General features: G+C 29.3%; 17 protein-coding genes. 1 reads left to right on the forward strand and 16 read right to left on the reverse strand.

The window, feature by feature from the left end; all coding sequences use genetic code 11:
- Nucleotides 1-428: 428 nt before the first annotated feature.
- From RH99_RS01805 to RH99_RS01820, 4 genes are all read right to left on the reverse strand, one after another.
- Complete coding sequence (locus tag RH99_RS01805) at nt 429-635, reverse strand: hypothetical protein (RefSeq protein WP_010233480.1); 207 nt, start codon at nt 633-635, stop codon at nt 429-431.
- Between the two features lie 137 nt (nt 636-772).
- Nucleotides 773-1,225 (reverse strand): flavodoxin family protein, encoded by a 453-nt coding sequence (locus RH99_RS01810; protein WP_010233481.1) that lies wholly within the window; start codon nt 1,223-1,225, stop codon nt 773-775.
- A 36-nt stretch (nt 1,226-1,261) separates the two neighbouring features.
- Nucleotides 1,262-2,131, reverse strand: coding sequence for a radical SAM protein (locus RH99_RS01815; RefSeq protein WP_010233482.1), 870 nt, complete (start codon nt 2,129-2,131; stop codon nt 1,262-1,264).
- A gap of 24 nt (nt 2,132-2,155) precedes the next feature.
- Nucleotides 2,156-2,650: a GNAT family N-acetyltransferase gene (locus RH99_RS01820; RefSeq protein ID WP_010233483.1), complete on the reverse strand. Its 495-nt coding sequence runs from the start codon at nt 2,648-2,650 to the stop codon at nt 2,156-2,158.
- 398 nt (nt 2,651-3,048) lie between these two features.
- Between RH99_RS01820 and RH99_RS01825 the strand changes: the two genes are divergently transcribed.
- Complete coding sequence (locus tag RH99_RS01825; protein WP_010233484.1) at nt 3,049-3,924, forward strand: NAD(P)-dependent oxidoreductase; 876 nt, start codon at nt 3,049-3,051, stop codon at nt 3,922-3,924.
- A 69-nt stretch (nt 3,925-3,993) separates the two neighbouring features.
- Here the strand turns inward: RH99_RS01825 and RH99_RS01830 are convergent, their stop codons facing one another.
- From RH99_RS01830 to RH99_RS01885, 12 genes are all read right to left on the reverse strand, one after another.
- Entirely contained in the window at nt 3,994-5,316 is a 1,323-nt protein-coding gene (locus tag RH99_RS01830) for a nitrogenase component 1 (RefSeq protein ID WP_010233485.1), read from the reverse strand.
- On the reverse strand, nt 5,316-6,776 hold the full coding sequence (locus tag RH99_RS01835) for a nitrogenase component 1 (RefSeq protein WP_010233486.1): 1,461 nt from the start codon (nt 6,774-6,776) through the stop codon (nt 5,316-5,318). Before RH99_RS01835 ends, RH99_RS01830 begins: the two co-directional genes overlap by 1 nt.
- 205 nt (nt 6,777-6,981) lie before the next feature.
- On the reverse strand, nt 6,982-7,473 hold the full coding sequence (locus RH99_RS01840; protein ID WP_010233487.1) for a dihydrofolate reductase: 492 nt from the start codon (nt 7,471-7,473) through the stop codon (nt 6,982-6,984).
- Nucleotides 7,474-7,494: 21 nt separating this feature from the next.
- Nucleotides 7,495-7,767 carry an acylphosphatase gene (locus RH99_RS01845; RefSeq protein WP_010233488.1) on the reverse strand — a complete coding sequence of 91 codons (273 nt, stop codon included), beginning with the start codon at nt 7,765-7,767 and terminating at the stop codon, nt 7,495-7,497.
- A 173-nt stretch (nt 7,768-7,940) separates the two neighbouring features.
- Complete coding sequence (locus tag RH99_RS18425; RefSeq protein WP_010233489.1) at nt 7,941-8,063, reverse strand: DUF1905 domain-containing protein; 123 nt, start codon at nt 8,061-8,063, stop codon at nt 7,941-7,943.
- 232 nt (nt 8,064-8,295) lie between these two features.
- Nucleotides 8,296-10,998 carry a cation-transporting P-type ATPase gene (locus RH99_RS01855; RefSeq protein ID WP_010233490.1) on the reverse strand — a complete coding sequence of 901 codons (2,703 nt, stop codon included), beginning with the start codon at nt 10,996-10,998 and terminating at the stop codon, nt 8,296-8,298.
- A gap of 451 nt (nt 10,999-11,449) precedes the next feature.
- Nucleotides 11,450-12,154: a methylenetetrahydrofolate reductase gene (locus RH99_RS01860; protein ID WP_010233491.1), complete on the reverse strand. Its 705-nt coding sequence runs from the start codon at nt 12,152-12,154 to the stop codon at nt 11,450-11,452.
- Between the two features lie 540 nt (nt 12,155-12,694).
- A complete protein-coding gene (locus RH99_RS01865) occupies nt 12,695-13,270 on the reverse strand; it encodes a TOBE domain-containing protein (protein WP_010233492.1) in 576 nt (191 codons plus the stop codon).
- A gap of 174 nt (nt 13,271-13,444) precedes the next feature.
- A complete protein-coding gene (locus RH99_RS01870; protein ID WP_010233493.1) occupies nt 13,445-14,281 on the reverse strand; it encodes an aldo/keto reductase in 837 nt (278 codons plus the stop codon).
- Nucleotides 14,282-14,467: 186 nt separating this feature from the next.
- Entirely contained in the window at nt 14,468-14,989 is a 522-nt protein-coding gene (gene dcd / locus RH99_RS01875) for a dCTP deaminase (protein WP_010233494.1), read from the reverse strand.
- Between the two features lie 190 nt (nt 14,990-15,179).
- Entirely contained in the window at nt 15,180-15,737 is a 558-nt protein-coding gene (locus RH99_RS01880) for a GNAT family N-acetyltransferase (protein ID WP_010233495.1), read from the reverse strand.
- A gap of 147 nt (nt 15,738-15,884) precedes the next feature.
- On the reverse strand, nt 15,885-17,045 hold the full coding sequence (locus RH99_RS01885; protein WP_010233496.1) for a pentapeptide repeat-containing protein: 1,161 nt from the start codon (nt 17,043-17,045) through the stop codon (nt 15,885-15,887).
- Between the last annotated feature and the right edge of the window lie 110 nt (nt 17,046-17,155).

A 17,155-nucleotide genomic window follows, 5' to 3' on the forward strand; every position in this document is an offset into this window, starting at 1 on the left:
ACACGTAGTATGGCGATTAATATTTTTATAAAATCATGTGCACATAATAACATATTTCCTCCTATCATTTTATATAATTTAAAATATAAATTTATTAATATATATGTTTCAATAAATTATATTCATTATAAAACTGCTAATTTGTTTAAAACTCATCTACTAACTACTATTAATATATAATTTTAATTGCAACTTAGGCATCTTCAAATAAATAACTAGTTAGTATACTAGTCTATTTTGACTTGTTATTTATTTTCACATGCCTTATATATTAAAAACCTAAAACTCATTATTTGTTAACCTTGTATTATGTCATATATATGCATTATAGTTTGATAATATTAGAAATATTATTTATATGATAAAATAGTAAAACAGCAAAATCTTAAACTTTGCTGTTTTCTAAACCCTCTTTTAATTACTTTTAATTACTTTTCATCTCTTAATTTTAATACTAACTTTTCAACAGTTTTTGCTGATACATAATCGTGGTCTTTTTTTACCAAAACTTTCTCACGACATTTCGAACATTTATGAATACAATCCTTTATTTCAAAACTTATCTCATTGTTCTTCAATTCTTTAACTAATTTATCATAATCTAAAGTATGCTTACAAACTTTAATTTTCCCCATTTCACGTCACCTCCACAAACAATATAATACAAGGTACAAGTCCCCCTGACATAGCTGAACTTATACATAAATCACATATAATTTATATATCCTAAATATTTTCGTATAACATGTACTTAAAAATTAAAAAATAATACTTATTTATGGTTTAATAAATCTTCAGCAAAACTTTTTGCATTTGCAAAATCTCCAGCATTTGGTCTACCTTTAGCTAGTCCACCAACTAATTTAAATGGCCCAAAAGTATCATAACCCTTACAATTAAAGCTACCTACTACATTAAAACCCTTATCTTCTAACTTTTCTTCAATAGACTTATTTAATTTAATCTTTCCCTGTCCACTTGTTGAAAAAACAAATGCTTTTTTATTATATACCTTTGGCAAATTATCCACTAGCTCTATTATGCTTTTATGTAATTTACTATAGTATATACCTGAAGCAAAGCCTATTAAATCATAATCATCTAATATATTTTCATTTACTTCTGATGGCTTAATTTTATCAGCATTCATAGTTTCTGCTATTACACTTGCAATTTTTTCAGTATTACCATGATGTACCGATGTATAAATTATTAAAGTCTTCAAATTTAATCCCCCTAAAATAGAATTTTAATATTATCTTTAAAGTCTTCTAAGCCCCTCAGCCTTATACCCATACTTTCCACTTAATGCATCATCAATTAAAGTAATTAACTTCTCCTTATCCTGTGGTAATGTTCCTCCTAAAGCTACATAATTAGATGCATGATTACTTCTAAAAATACAGTTTTGTACATGAATATTTCTAATAAGTTCTCTAGTTTCCATCATTACTTCCTCTGGATTTAAAAGTTTAAACTTTCCAGAATTAATACTATCATATATATCTGTGTTAGGCTCAACCATAAGCGTTAAAAGTCCAATGTAATCTGGATTTATATCATTAATAGCTTTTGCAGAATCTCTAGCATTTTCTTTCCATCTATATTTTCCTCCTATACCAGAAATAAAGGTGACTGAAAGCTTTATTCCACTATTTTTAACTTTTTGTCCCGCTTTTATTATTTCAAAAGAAGTTACACCCTTTTGTATTTCTTTTAATATTATGTCATTTCCGCTTTCAATCCCCATATATAATATCCCAATACCAAGAGATTTCAATTGTCTAAGTTCTTCAGAAGATTTTCTCAAAATATCCTTTGGTGCTGCATAAGCAGCAACCCTTTTACACTCTGGAAATAATTCTTTTATTTTAAGTAATATGTACTTTAAATTTTCCATTGAGAGTACCAATGAATCCCCGTCAGCTAAAAATATACGTTCTACATAATTATAATTTTCCCTAGCATCATATAGATCTTTATCTATTTCTTCTAGAGTTCTTATTCTAAACTTTTTATCTTTATACATACTACAAAAAGTGCATTTATTATGTGCACATCCTATAGTAACCTGAACTATTAGGCTATGTGCTTCACTAGGTGGCCTGTATACAATTCCTTCATATTTCATAGAAGTATCCTCCTTCTGTTAATATTACAATTTTTTCTCAAAGCAATAAAAAACACCTTTTTTGAATACTACTGTACCTACTACACTATATCCTTCTTTATCATATAGGCTACAAGCACGCTTATTATCAATAAATGTATCTAGTCGTATTGCTGAATACTTATTTCTTCTTCCGTATTCATCTGCATACTCTATAAGACTAGTTGCAATACCTTTTCCCTTATATTTTGGACTTACGCATAGTCTATGTATGACCAAATGCTTGCCAGCTTTATATTGCCAATCTAATTCAGCATATTCTTTATCCTGGTATTCATTTAATACAAAAAATCCTTTAATGATATTTTCATCTACATATATATATAGATTTTCCTCATTAATATCTTCAGTTATAATTTCTTCATTTGGGTAAATATCATCCCATTGGTATACTCCCTGATCTTCCATATCAGAAACAGCTAGTTTAATCACACTCATTATTTTTGGTATATCTTCAACTTTACCTTTTTTAATTTCCACTTAAAACACTCCCTAATATATCCACTGTACAAAGACTTATAAGTCCCTTGTCATGATATTATAATTATTCATCTATTATTATCTGTAATATTCTGAAAAATATTATTATTAATTATATATTAGGCACATTCAATAAATAACTAGTCAGTATGCTAGTCTATTTGACTTGTTATTTATTTTCATATGCCTTAGTTGAAAATAATTTCATATATTCATGTTGATAATTATATCATATATAAAGTTTTTATAATTTCATTATATATAATTATGCTGTATACATCAAATGTGCAACAACCTAAGTGTTATAATTTAAACATAATTTTCATGTAATATTGAATAAAATATAAATCATGCCTATAATTGAATTAGTATTATAATTTGGAAGGGAGAGTTTTAAAATGTTAAAATCCGACGCAAAAATAGGTTTTGTTGGAACTGGCGTAATGGGTGCAGCTATGGCTTCTCATATATTAGAAGGAGGCTACAAACTTTCAGTATATAATAGAACTAAAGAAAAAGCATCCGCTTTACTTAACAAAGGTGCAACTTGGAAAGATTCTGTAGCTGATTTGGCTAAAGACTCAGATATCGTTATATCTATAGTAGGTTATCCTAAAGATGTAGAAGAAGTATACCTAGGTAAAGATGGAATTGTTAATAATATAAAGCAAGGCGGTTATGTTATAGATATGACCACTTCAAAACCATCTCTTGCTAAAAAAATATATGAAGCTGCAAAAATCAAAAATATATTTGCACTAGATGCTCCTGTATCCGGAGGGGATGTAGGTGCAGCTGAAGGTACTTTATCAATAATGGTAGGAGGAGATAAAGAAGCTTTTGAAAATTTAAAACCAATATTTGGATTAATGGGGAAAAACATAGTACTACAAGGTAATGCTGGTGCTGGACAGCACACCAAAATGTGTAATCAAATAGCTATAGCTTCCACTATAATGGGTGTATGCGAAGCACTATCTTATGCAAAAAAATCTGGTCTTGACGCAGAAACTGTTTTGAAATCCATTGGAGCTGGTGGAGCTGCTAGTTGGCAGCTAAGTGCATATGCTTCAAGAATACTTAAAGGTGACTTTGCTCCGGGTTTTTATATTAAACATTTTGTAAAGGATATGAAAATAGCTTTAGAGGAAGCAGCTGAAATGGGGTTAGATACTCCCGCTTTAAGCCTTTCAAAAAAACTTTACGACAAGCTTATAGAACAGGGTAAAGAAGATCTTGGAACACAAGCTTTATATGAGTTATATTTAAATTAAAACATCTAAAATAGAGATAGAGCGCTTTCTTACTCTATCTCTATTTGATAAAAAAATTCTGTTGCTAATTTAAATTTGTAAAGATAAAAGCTTAGTGTAGATATCCTCAATTAAATTTAATCCGCCTCTATATCCTACATAAGTATGGTTTAATATAAGCCTATCCGTTATGGGAAGCCCTACACTCAAATGCAAACCATTTATCTCATTTGCTATATCCACATCCCATGAACTTCCTAATATTAAGGGATATGTATTGATTTCATATTTGCTCAATTTTTCATTTATAACTCCTCCATCTTGTGAAAAAGTAATATCAGAAATTATTCCCATATTAAAATCCTTAAAATATTCTGTAATCTTATCTTTAAATTGCTCAGGTACATCTTCGGTAATGAACTGGTGTCCTGGCAAAAGTCCCAGATCATTTACTAAGAACTTGCTTATCCCAAGTGCGTAGGAAGAATCATCTATCACAAAAAATTTCTTTGGTAAATCATATCTTGATGCCACAAGAAATTCACCAGAGCGAACTAGATAATAATAAAACTCTTCTTCCTTTTCCTTAATAACTTTATCCACTAATTCTTTATCAACCTCAGCGAACTCTGCTACTGTTCTTAAAAATTTACTAGTTTCCTCTCCACCTATGGGTAATACTGGATAATGTAAATATTTTGTTCCAAACTTTTTCTCCAAAAGTTTCGCTGCCTTCACACCTATCCATGGTGAAACTACAAGATTAAATTCTGCTTTTGGAATTTTATTTATTGCCTCTATTCCGCCACTATTATGACCAAATAATATGTTTGCCTCAAGTCCAATGCTTTTCAATAATTCTTTAATTTCATTTAAATCACCTTCCCAAAAAGGATCATGGGTAGGCACTGATGCAAATACATTTACAAGGCCTTTAATTTTCTCTTGTGAAGGTTTTAAATACTGTTTTATTATGGCCTCTAAAACCAATTCATGCCCTTTATAAGCATCGCCTTTAAATCCACCAGTTTCTACATGTACTATAGGCAATCCTCTTTCAGTAAATTCCTTCACTACACTTCCAACATCGTCTCCCACTATATCTGAAATGCAACCTGTAAGTACGACAAATAAGTCTCCATCCATTACTTTTAAGGTTCCTTCAATAAGCTTTTTTAACTTTTTTTCTCCACCAAACACTACATCTTTTTCAACTAAATTACTGCAAGGAATAGCATCTCCTCCTGAATATCCTGAACCTTGATGTCCTCCAGAGGAAGCCATGGCAGTAGTGAGTTTTGCACTACATCCTGGACCAGCATGAACAATTGGAATAGCTCTTTCAATAGCGATAACTGTCTGCTGAGCACCTAATGCACAAAAATGTCTAGGTTCTTGAAGTATTTCATTCATTAGCCCTCACCTCCTAAAAATTTAAAAGCATTTTGTTTTAGCCACCAATCAGTATAAGGAAGTTTACTATGTTTAGCAATGTTTTTTACAAGCATAGGATTACTTATAGTATCCAAAATAACCTCTCCATAATTTAATAATCCCTGATAACCTATTGCAAAATGTTCATCCCCCATTTCTAAAGATGGAATTCCTAATTTACTTGCCCATATTGTACTAGCATGTCTAGTAATAAATAAATCTGGTTTCAAATTATATAATGTATTAACTAATTCAAAGGATTGCTTATTACAAATTGATAATTTAAAATTACCATAATTCTCTACAACATGTTTAAGACTATCAGCTTTATCGTCGCCATTATCAAATTTAGCATCATGATGCCATGTGCATCCTCCTACAAGTTCCATGCCAAGTTCATTAACAATAGCCATCATACCATGGCCATGAGCGGCTCCAGCACCTATATATACCTTCTTACCTTTTAATTTTTTTCTTAACTCTTCTAATTTTGAAGCTATGCTCTTCTTTTCCTCTGCTATTAACTTTTCAACTTCTTTTTCCTTATGAACTACTTTCCCTAGTTCTCTAAACCAAGCATCCGTACCAGCAATTCCATAAGGTGGTGGTGACTTTACTTCTGGTACTCCAAAATGCTCCTCCAGTCCTGCTGCAAAATAAGTACCAAGGGTAGCACATATTTGGACAGTAGCTGCTGCTTCAGAAATATGTGATAGTTCTTCAATAGTAGTATATGGAACAAGATAATTAACCTTTAGTCCTAGCCTTTCGAAAAGTCCTGTAAAAATATCTTTTCCCTGAAAATTGATTATGTTAACTAAGTCATCTTTTTTCTTTACAGCTGGTTTTACTATTTTCCTAAGTATACCATGATAGGCTGCATCAAAACCCAATGCCCATATTTTAGATCTAAATCCTTCACAAATTATAGTAATAACAGGTATGCCTATTTCTTTTTCCATTTTATTGCATATAGATTCCACATCATCTCCAATTATTCCCGATGCACAGGTGGTAGTTACAAAAATTGCTTTGGGATTAAACCGTCTTTTAGCCTCTTTTATTGAAATTTCTAATTTTTTAGCGCCTCCATATATAGTATCTTTTTCAGTTAAATTTGTATTTATATAGTGTAAATTTCGAATTGGAAGCTTCCTCTTCTTTCTTCCTGATCTTCCAACCATATTTCTATTTGGTATATCTCCACTACACCCTGCTGGGCCATGCTCTACCACAGCAGCATCTTGTATATATACAAGCTGATTTTTCACTTGATTTGCACTGCAAGAAGTACACTGTGAAAATGATCTATCTTCATCTCTTAAACTGCCATCATGAGATTTTTTATATAGATCCTCAGCATCTCCACTATACCCTGAAACAGAACCCAACCTTTTTTCTCGGAGTGGCACAGCAGTATCTTTTAAATTAACACTCATATTTCTTCCTCTCTTTCTGTATTTAAAAATATAATTTCACTACATTTAAATTTTTAAGCATAAAAATAAGGCTTTGGGCAGAATATAGCATTCCGCACAAAGCCTCTGGTTTTCCAGTTAGCATTGTTTAAAACATCAAACATGTTAGTGAAAATATATCACAGCTTTTTATAAATGTCAATATTACATATATTTAATGTCCTTCTTACTTAATCCTCTTAAGTGTAATAAACCTATATGGTAATAAATTCTTGCCATTTTTTTGGTACTCTGTTTTTTCTACAACACTCCAAGCTTTATAATCTATATCCGGGAAAAAAGCATCTGCATTGAATTCCTTATCTATAGATGTTAAGTAAATCTTTTCTACATAGGGTAAAAGCTGCTTATATACCTCTGCACCACCTATAACAAAATACTCTTCATTTTTCTTTAATAAATCTAAAAGGTCTTCTATTGAGTTAACTACAGTTACGCGATTATCTTCTACCTTAAATGATTTATTTCTTGTAATTACGATATGATGTCTGTCAGGTAAAACTTTAGGTAAAGACTCAAAAGTTTTTCTGCCCATAATTATTGTATGTCCCGTAGTAATTTTCTTAAATCTTTTTAAATCCTCTGGTAAATGCCATAACAATTTGTTATCCTTACCTATAGCATTATTTTTTGCTACTGCTGCTATTATTGTAAACATTAGCCTATAACCTCCTAGAATCTAATAAATAACTTTAAATGATTTTTCTCCATTAACATTCTCTATTTTTTCTGAATATATTTCCTTTACCTTTATAAATCTATTCCCCTCTTGAATTTTTATTTTGAATGCATATATATTATCTTCTCCGCCTTGTACTTCAATTTCAACAGTTCCATCCTCACAATTTTTTACCCATCCAGTTAGATTAAAGTGATCTGATAAGTACTGAGTATGAAATCTAAAACCCACGCCTTGAACTCTTCCATAAACTTTAATAAAATATCTACTCATAAAATCCCCACTTTATAATTTTATTTTTGTAAACAAGCTTCCCAATTTATACCAGACTCTAAAATAGTAAAAGTTTTCTTATTACAGTCAATTTATGCCATAACATCATAAATTATAGTTATCAATAGTTAATTTACAGACTAAACTTATATTATTAAGGATGTTTTTCCCCTTCAATTAACTTTCACTTGCCCTTTTGTACCAAATTCCTTTTCTACATCATAAGGAAATTCAATATAGGCAGCATCTATTGTACCATGCTTTTTTATTACAGCATCAAATTCATAACTTTTCACTTTTAATCCTCTTCTCTCTTTAAATAATTTACTTTCTTTAATTGCAACATCTAATATTTTTACGTTTGGACATATTATTTCACTAGAGTCTAAACAATTATGTTCTATAGCAATCCATATTAGAAATTATAACATTAACTAAAAAGGAAATAATACCTATCAATTAATAACTAGCAATAAAATAAAAATAATTGAGGTTACTAAGATTTTTATTTTCTTAGTAACCTCTCTATTATTTATTCTCTTTTATTTTATCAATTCTTCTCATAATAAACTTTTCTATTTCAATAATAATAAATACTCCTATTCCCATTAATATAGGAAAAACCCAATGAGAAGGTTTCATATACTCTGTACCAAAAACTTCATTCATAAAAGGTATATATGTTATCGAAAGTTGTAAAATTATAAGCAGCGCTGATACTATAAATACAATTTTATTGGAAAAGAAGTCTCTATTGAAGGCAAATCTTCTTATAGTTCTACTATTGTATAAATGAAACATCTGAGTAATAACAATTGTATGCAGTGTTATAGTTCTAACCTCATTTAAATCATAGCCCCTATTTATAAGATTAACATTCATAAATAAAGTTCCTCCACCAATAAGTATGGATACAAATACAATTCTCCATATAAAATACCCGCCAAGGAGAGGTGCCTTAGAATTCCTTGGTGGCCTTTTCATAGCTCCCTTTTCCATTTTTTCAAAAGCTAATGCCATAGATACTGTTATAGAAGTAACCATGTTTACCCAAAGTATCTGTACCGGCGTAAGTGGTATAATTGTTCCAAACAAGATACTTGCCATTATGAGAAATCCTTCTGCTCCATTTGTAGGAAGTATAAAAAGAATTGTCTTTTTAAGATTGTCATATACCCTTCTTCCTTCTTCTACAGCATTGACAATAGTTTTAAAATTGTCATCCACAAGTACCATTTCTGAAGCATCTTTTGTAACTTCAGTTCCTTTTATACCCATGGCTATTCCTACATCTGCCCTTTTTAGTGCTGGTGCATCATTAACACCATCACCTGTCATTGCACAAATTAAACCTTTTCTTTGAAGAGCCTCTACAAGTCTTAATTTATGATTAGGACTTGTTCTTGCAAATATATTATATTTAACAGAAGCCTCTTTAAGTTCATCATCTGTCATATCTTCAATTTCTTTTCCTTCTAAAGCTTTATGGGAATTTTCAATACCCATTTGCCTACCGATAGCCTTAGCTGTATCAATATGATCTCCAGTAATCATCTTTACAGTTATACCAGCCTCAGTACATTCTCTAATAGCTTCTATAGCTTCTTCTCTAGGTGGATCAATTATTCCGGCTAGACCTAAGAATATTATTTCACCATTTAAGTCATCATGATCTATAGAATCTAAGCCATTGGATACCTTTTTATAAGCTGCACCAATAACTCTCTTTCCCGTACTTGCAAAGTCCTTCATTTTCTTTTCCCAGTATGACCTATTAAAATTTCTTTCTCCATCTTTACTAGCTTCTTTTTCAGCTATGTCAAATAATCTATCGGGAGCTCCCTTTATATAAACTATATTTTCTTCATTATATTTAACTAATGTTGCCATATACTTGTATTCAGAATCAAAAGGTATAGTAGCCTCTCTATTGAGATTATCTAATTTTATATTTGATTTTTCAGCTAATGTAAGTAAAGCTCCTTCTGTAGGATCTCCCTTCATAACCCATTCACCATTATTATCTTTTCCTAAGTGTGCATCATTACAGGTTTTAAAACATATAAGAGCATTTTTCAATATGTTTATATCTTCAATATTTACTTCTTTACCGTTTTCAATTATTTGTCCATCTGGTGAGTAACCATCTCCTTCAACATCATAATAGCTATCACTGGTAACTACTGCCTTTACTGTCATTTCATTTTTTGTTAAAGTTCCAGTTTTGTCGGAACATATTACTGAAACGGAGCCCAAAGTTTCAACTGAAGGTAAATTACGTATTATAGCTTTTCTCTTTGCCATATTTTCTACACCAATTGCTAAAATAATTGACAGAATTGCCGGTAATCCTTCTGGTATAGCTGCAACTGCAAGACCTATAACTGAAAGTAAAAGTTCTTTTGTTCCATAATCTCTAAAAAACAAACCAAAAATAAATATTAATATGGCTATAATTACAATAGAAATTGATACAGTTTCACCAAATTTTGAAGTTTGTTTAATAAGAGGTGTAGTTATTTTCTTTACATCAGCCATCATTTTATTGATTTTACCAATTTCCGTATCTTTTCCCGTTGCTATTATTACGCCAATACCCGTTCCCGTACTAACTGAAGTACCAGAAAACACCATATTAGTTCTATCACCAAGTACTGAATTTTCATCAATTGCATCAACATTTTTTTCTACTGAAGTGGATTCACCTGTCAATGCAGACTCTTGTACTTTTAAATTACTGGTTTTAATAAGTCTCATATCTGCTGGTATCTTGTCACCAGGATTTAAAATAACAATATCACCAATAACTAAATCTGATGAATCTATTTCTAACCTTCTACCATTTCTCATGACATGAGCCTTAAGAGATAGCATATTTTTTATTCCTTGAAGAGCTTTTTCTGCCTTATTTTCTTGAAAAAAACCTATGAGTGCATTTATAAAAACAACTGCAATTATTACTATTGTATCAATAAAATGTCCTAAGGCTGCTGTAATAACGGCAGACCCTAAAAGTACAAAAATAAGCACATCGTTAAATTGCATCAAAAACTTTTTAAAAGAGCTTTCTTTTTTTCCCTCTGGGAGTGAATTTTTACCTAATTTCTCAAGTCTACTTTTAGCCTCTTTTTCCGTTATTCCTTCTGAAATATTAGTTTCTAAATAGTCTATTACCTCATCAGAAACCATACCATGCCATTTTCTGTTTTCCAAGTCATAATTATGTTTCATAAATCATCCTCCTTTTAATTAAGATCCCCTTTCATTATGAATACGTTATAAATTTCTTTAAATTAATCACCCTCAAAACGCCCAAATTTACCATTTGTTTTTTAACCTTCAATAAATTAACATGTATTGATAGTTTATGATATTAATTTGAAATGTGTGAATTGAAAGATATAAAACCCCGTTAAGTTTTGTGAATTTTCTATCTATTTTAAAGTTAAAAAAAATATTCATACTATTTTAATTCTTATATATACAGAATTGAATGGTGAACTGATTTTTATAATTGTAAACTTATATTTTAGAATTTTTACAACTAAAATATTACAAATTAACAATTATAGATAGAAAAACTTATATACATAATAAGTTTTTCTATACTATTTTATAAAGTTTATAATATCAATATAACAAATTTATTAGGTTATTTCAAATTATTTTGAAAATTTAATTATTAATATTTGTTCATATTCTTCTCTTTCATATCTTCACTCAATCTTTTTTCCATAATATCTTTTATATCTTTTACTAGATGTATTGAAGCCTCTATTTCTATTTTTCTAATTGATAGACTTTCAATATTACATCCAATAGGTATGCCTTTATCTAATGCAAAATCTAATAATTCTTCAAATATACTTTTAGATAAGTCTATTGATTTATCTAATATGTCATTTGAATTTACTAAATCATTTTCTAGCCACTTTGGTATATTTATACCTAACCACTTCATAAACTCTAAAGTTTTTATAGACCCACAAGGTGTAAGTGTAAATAATATAGGCACCATGTCAATATTATTACCCTTACAATAATAAAAATAATCTGATAACAGATTTTTTGATGCTTCTACATTATAGATTACCTGGGAAACAAAAAATTTACATCCTCGTTTTGTTTTACTAACAATTCTCATATGTTCATCATTGTCTTTCGTATGCCTCTCTGGTATTATAATGCCTCCTAAAGTTAAATTCTCATCTAATTGGTCTTTTAATTTATAGGCTTCTGATAATTTTAGTTTGACCTCTTGATTCCTTGAAGCTGCGCCCACAAACACAGAAAATTTATCTTTTTGTATATCAGATGATATGGACTCTCTTAGTTCCTCAGCATTATATTTTCCAACGCAGCGATAAATAATTTTTTCTACATCCAATTCTTTTAGATACTCTTTGCTATATGTAGAAGGATCTATTGTTTCCAGAAATGGAAATGGTCTTTCCTCCTTTGATCTATCTGCTTCATCTTGTATGTCATATATAATCAGACCGTCAATATCTATCTTTTTTATTCTTTCCAGATGTTTTTGTGAAATCTCAGCAACTTTTTCTGGTGAATTATCTTTTTTTGGGTGGTGTTATAGAATAAGTTATTATTCCTGTATCTTTATTTAATATTTTATCTTTTAACATATTGTTCTCCTTTTCTATCTTAAAAATATTATAGATATTATTAAATTTAAATATCTTAAAAATTGTATATAAAAATTTTAGTTTTCATTTATAAATTAACTTTCCTATATATAATAACATATTTCATAAAATTTTATATTTTTATAATAATACAATTAACTTTATTAAATCATTTTTAATGGTAGAAATTTTAAAAGGTGGTGTCCCACAATCTGCAAAAATGTATTGTGAGACACTACCTTTCAATACTTAGTTTAATTTTTAGGATTTAATATATACTCTGATTAATTTCCTGCCATTATCATTACTTCTGTTGCCTTAATAACAGCACTAACTTTTGATCCTATTTTAATTCCAAGATTATTTATTGATGTAGTTGTAATTACTGCGGATACGATATGACCACATCCGATATCCACAATCACTTCACCTACTACATCACCTGCATTTACCTCAGTAACTGTACCAGGAAACTGATTTCTTGCACTAAAATCACTGTCGCTATCTCCTGTTTTTCTAATCATTACGGAAGTTGCTTTTATCACAACATTAACTCTTGATCCAACTCTAAGTCTGAGATTTCTTATTGATGTAGTTGTAATTACTGCGGACGCTAAATGATTACATCCTAAATCTACTAAAACTTCACCTACTACGCTTCCCATTTTTATGTCTGTAACTACACCTCGGAATCTATTTCTTGCACTTAGACCCATACCTGAATCTCCACTACCACTATCATTACCAACATTAGGTTCTTTAATAATAGGTTCATTTCTGTATGGATAGTACTCTTCATACATTCTTGGGTAATAATTTACAGGTTCACTATAATAACATCTTCTGCTATTGTAATACATTTTAAATCCTCCATTTATATTGTGTACATAATACTTTATACAATTAATATCTAACTTGTTCCATAATTTATATATTTTTTATACTCAGTTATATTATATAAAATTATAAAAAACACTCCTTATTAATAGAAGTGTTTTTTATAATTAATATACTTATTATATTTTATTATTACATTACATTTGAAACCATAAGTCGTCAGGATTATCACCAGTTCGCTGATCCTTATTTAGAGCATCTATAATTTTAACTTCTTCTTCAGTTAATTCGAAGTCATATACGCTAGCATTTTCTTCAATACGAGAAGGTGTATTAGACTTTGGTATTACAACATTTCCTTTTTGTAGGTGCCAACGAATAATTATCTGAGCAATTGACTTATTATGATGCTCTGCGATTATTCTAATAATAGGATCTTTAAGTACAGCACCTCTTCCTAGAGGACTCCAAGCCTCAAATGCAATATCATTTTTATCTACATAATCTTTAATTTTTGCCTGAGTTAAATATGGGTGGCATTCAACCTGATTAATAACCGGTTTAATATTAGAATTTTCAGCAAGTTCCTCTAAATGATGAATTTCATAATTTGAAACACCAATAGCTCTAACTAATTTTTCACTATATAATTTCTCCATTGCCTTCCACGTTTCAAAAAAACGTCTTTTACTTGGCCAATGAACTAGTAAAAGATCTAATTGATCCACACGTAAATCCTTTAAAGATTGTTCCACAGTACTAAGGGTACTGTCATATCCTTGATTATAATTAGCCACTTTAGTAGTTATAAATAATTCACTTCTTTTTACAGAAGATTCATCTAATATTTTTCCTAACAAAGCTTCGTTTTCATAAAATTGTGCAGTATCAAAAGCACGATATCCAACTTCTAGAGCCTTATTAATTGACTGATATCCTTTTTCTTCATCAGTAATTAAATATACTCCAAAACCATGTTGGGGCATTTTCACTCCATTATTTAAAGTTATAGTATCATTTATTGATTTAATCATAGTAAAACTCCTTCCTAATTATAACAAAAACTATTTATCTTGTATGAGTTAAATTATATTTATATAATGCATACAAGAGATATATGTAAGGTCGACGTCGACCTTACATATATTATATACATGAGTGAAAAAATTTTCAATGAACATTTTGTATATACTGGTTCCAATATCCAAATAGATATATTCCTATTTTTCAAAATCCTTATATAATAAGCTAGTTTGAATCCCATTATTCTTCTGGTACTTTCCCTTAGAGTATTTATCATAATTACCCTCTATAGAATGGTAATATATTTGACATATCTCAACATCCGCATATATTCTTATAGGCTGGATACAATGAATTTCTAAAGTCCAGTATCCGCAAAATCCAACATCTCCAAAGCCTGCTGTTACATGTACAAATAAACCAAGTCTACCCACTGAAGATCTTCCTTCAAGCATGGGAACAAATTTATCTGTTTCCGTATATTCTTTAGTTCTGCCAAGATAAAGTTTATTTGGCTCTAAAATTATACCTTCAGGTGGTATCATAATACTCTTAGCTTTATTTTCCTTCTTCATATCTAGAGTAAAATCTTCATATACCATTAATTCACTATGTAGTTTTAAATTATAACTATTTGGATTTAGTTGTTCTTCATTAAATGGTTCTATTACAATATCTTTACCCAGTTTATCTCTTATTTCTTTTCCAGATAATATCATCTTATTTTTTCTCCTTTGTCTACCTTATACTCTATATATCTACATCCAATTTTTCACGATAATTTCCAATACGATACAGTAAAAACAAGGTATTATAGTTTATTTTTATAATCTATATTTTAACATAACAAATTGCAAAATTATAGCACTTCAATTCATAGTGAATAAAAGTTCTTTGTTAGACTTTAAATTATTGCCATTCATCTTTAAGCAATCCAAAATAATTTTCATCTCTAAATTCTCCATTGAAATAAAATCGTTTTCTTAAGCAACCTTCATGTTTAAATGCTAATCTTTCAAGTATCATTTTAGAGCTTTTATTTTCATTATGTACTATTGCTTCAATTCTCTTCAAATGACTATTTTCAAATCCAAGCTTTATAATTTCATTAAGAGCCTTATGCATAAATCCTTGCTTCCAATAGGCTTTATTAAGTTCATAACCTATCTCTGCTCTAGTTGATTTATAATCAAAATTGTAAAATCCACAGGTACCAATAAGCTTATTGTTTTCTATATTAATGATTCCCCATCTTATTGATTTATGATCTTTATAATCATTAGCATATGTAAAAAACAACCTTTCTGTATCTTCAATATTTTTATGTGGTAACACATCATAATATCTCATTACCTCTTCATTGGAGAAAATCTCAAACATATCCCTAATATCATTAAAATTTAATTCTCTTAATATTATTTTATCTGTTTTTATTTCTGGGAATTCTTTGAATAAATTTTTTGTCATATTATTTTACCTCTCTTTTGTACAGCTATTTACTGTCAATTAATATTTAATAATTTTTTTACTTTAAGTATATAAAAATAAATAACAAGTCAAGTATACTAAAGAATAGTCCTTAACCTCTTTGATATATGTTTATAACAAAATACTTTAATTTCTACTAACTGTTCGTCTGGATAGAGTAAATAAAAAAAGTCCTGTTAGTACAATACCTGTTAGAGCTTCTGTACCAGTTAATAATCTAAATTGCTTTTTCGGAAGCAAATCTCCATATCCTAAAGTAGTAAATGTTACAATACTAAAATACAGTGAAGTATGAAAATCGGATTCTTTTATAACATCAAAATAAGAATATATAAAAGCATATATTACAATAGTAATCATTGAAGTTATAATTACTCGAAATGGCTTTTCACCATATCCAAATACCAATGAACATGCGTAGGAAAAAATCAACTGAAAAAAGCTTTTTATTTTTATTAAAATCCATAAAATTATAAATTGTAATAAATTATAGTTTCTATGAAGATACTTAATTAAAATTATGGAAAGACCACCCTTAAAATCTTTATAAAGTAATTTTCTATATTGTATACGTTCTCTAAAAGCAGCCCAACTTGCATCATCAATATTTCCTTCATTACTGAAATATTTTATTAATTTTCTATATATTGGTTGACTTTGTTCTGGATACTTTTCTAAAATTCTATATACAGGCAAAAAATTATTCCAACCAAAAAAATTATTTTTAGATAATCCCTTAACTGTAGTAAAATCATTATTGCTAAATTTAACATTAAAAAGTCTAGTACCCGTAAAGTCCGCATTATTTAAATCCACATAGCTTAAATAGCTAGATTCTAAATTTGCATTACCTAAATTTGCACTACTTAGAGAACCATAACTCAAATGTGATCTACTCAAATCAGCCTTATATAGATTGGCATTTGATAAATTTACACCGCCCCCAAAAAAGTTTTCCTCAATACTAGCACCACTTAGATATGCCCCCTCTAAAGAACCTTTATTGGAAATTTCTTTTTCAATGACATCTTTTAAATTATCTGCAAATCCAAAATACTCTCTTATTATATCTGCTTTATATTTCTCTTGTGTTTTTGAATGCCAAAAGCACATATCTGATCCTCTAAGCAGTTTCCTTCCACAATAACTATTAGTAAGGCTATAGTGATAACAACATCTATTTTCTGGAGGATTACCCCAGAATTCACTTAATCTATTAGCTAATTTTCTATAATCAACTGTAGTAATTGATGAATAGTACTTTCTTAGTAAATTTAATAAATTCATTATTTTTACCCTATCATTCCTTAAAAGCTTAATTTATTCCATAGTAGCAACACATAACTAGGAAATGTCACCTTATAGCTATTATGCCTTATTTCAGTAAAAATTATACA

The sequence above is a fragment of the Clostridium arbusti SL206 genome (assembly GCF_000246895.1).
GTDB classification, from domain to species: domain Bacteria; phylum Bacillota; class Clostridia; order Clostridiales; family Clostridiaceae; genus Clostridium_I; species Clostridium_I arbusti.

Bases quoted from the DNA above. Each gene is read 5' to 3' on its own strand.
- RH99_RS01845 (WP_010233488.1), bottom strand. From the start codon at position 7,767: ATGAGTAGATATTTTATTAAAGTTTATGGAAGAGTTCAAGGCGTGGGT.
- RH99_RS01840 (WP_010233487.1), bottom strand. From the start codon at position 7,473: ATGTTTACAATAATAGCAGCAGTAGCAAAAAATAATGCTATAGGTAAG.
- RH99_RS01855 (WP_010233490.1), bottom strand. From the start codon at position 10,998: ATGAAACATAATTATGACTTGGAAAACAGAAAATGGCATGGTATGGTT.
- RH99_RS01805 (WP_010233480.1), bottom strand. From the start codon at position 635: ATGGGGAAAATTAAAGTTTGTAAGCATACTTTAGATTATGATAAATTA.
- RH99_RS01825 (WP_010233484.1), top strand. From the start codon at position 3,049: ATGTTAAAATCCGACGCAAAAATAGGTTTTGTTGGAACTGGCGTAATG.
- RH99_RS01815 (WP_010233482.1), bottom strand. From the start codon at position 2,131: ATGAAATATGAAGGAATTGTATACAGGCCACCTAGTGAAGCACATAGC.
- RH99_RS01870 (WP_010233493.1), bottom strand. From the start codon at position 14,281: ATGATTAAATCAATAAATGATACTATAACTTTAAATAATGGAGTGAAA.
- RH99_RS01830 (WP_010233485.1), bottom strand. From the start codon at position 5,316: ATGAATGAAATACTTCAAGAACCTAGACATTTTTGTGCATTAGGTGCT.
- RH99_RS01880 (WP_010233495.1), bottom strand. From the start codon at position 15,737: ATGACAAAAAATTTATTCAAAGAATTCCCAGAAATAAAAACAGATAAA.
- RH99_RS01865 (WP_010233492.1), bottom strand. From the start codon at position 13,270: ATGTATTACAATAGCAGAAGATGTTATTATAGTGAACCTGTAAATTAT.
- dcd (WP_010233494.1), bottom strand. From the start codon at position 14,989: ATGATATTATCTGGAAAAGAAATAAGAGATAAACTGGGTAAAGATATT.
- RH99_RS01885 (WP_010233496.1), bottom strand. From the start codon at position 17,045: ATGAATTTATTAAATTTACTAAGAAAGTACTATTCATCAATTACTACA.
- RH99_RS01835 (WP_010233486.1), bottom strand. From the start codon at position 6,776: ATGAGTGTTAATTTAAAAGATACTGCTGTGCCACTCCGAGAAAAAAGG.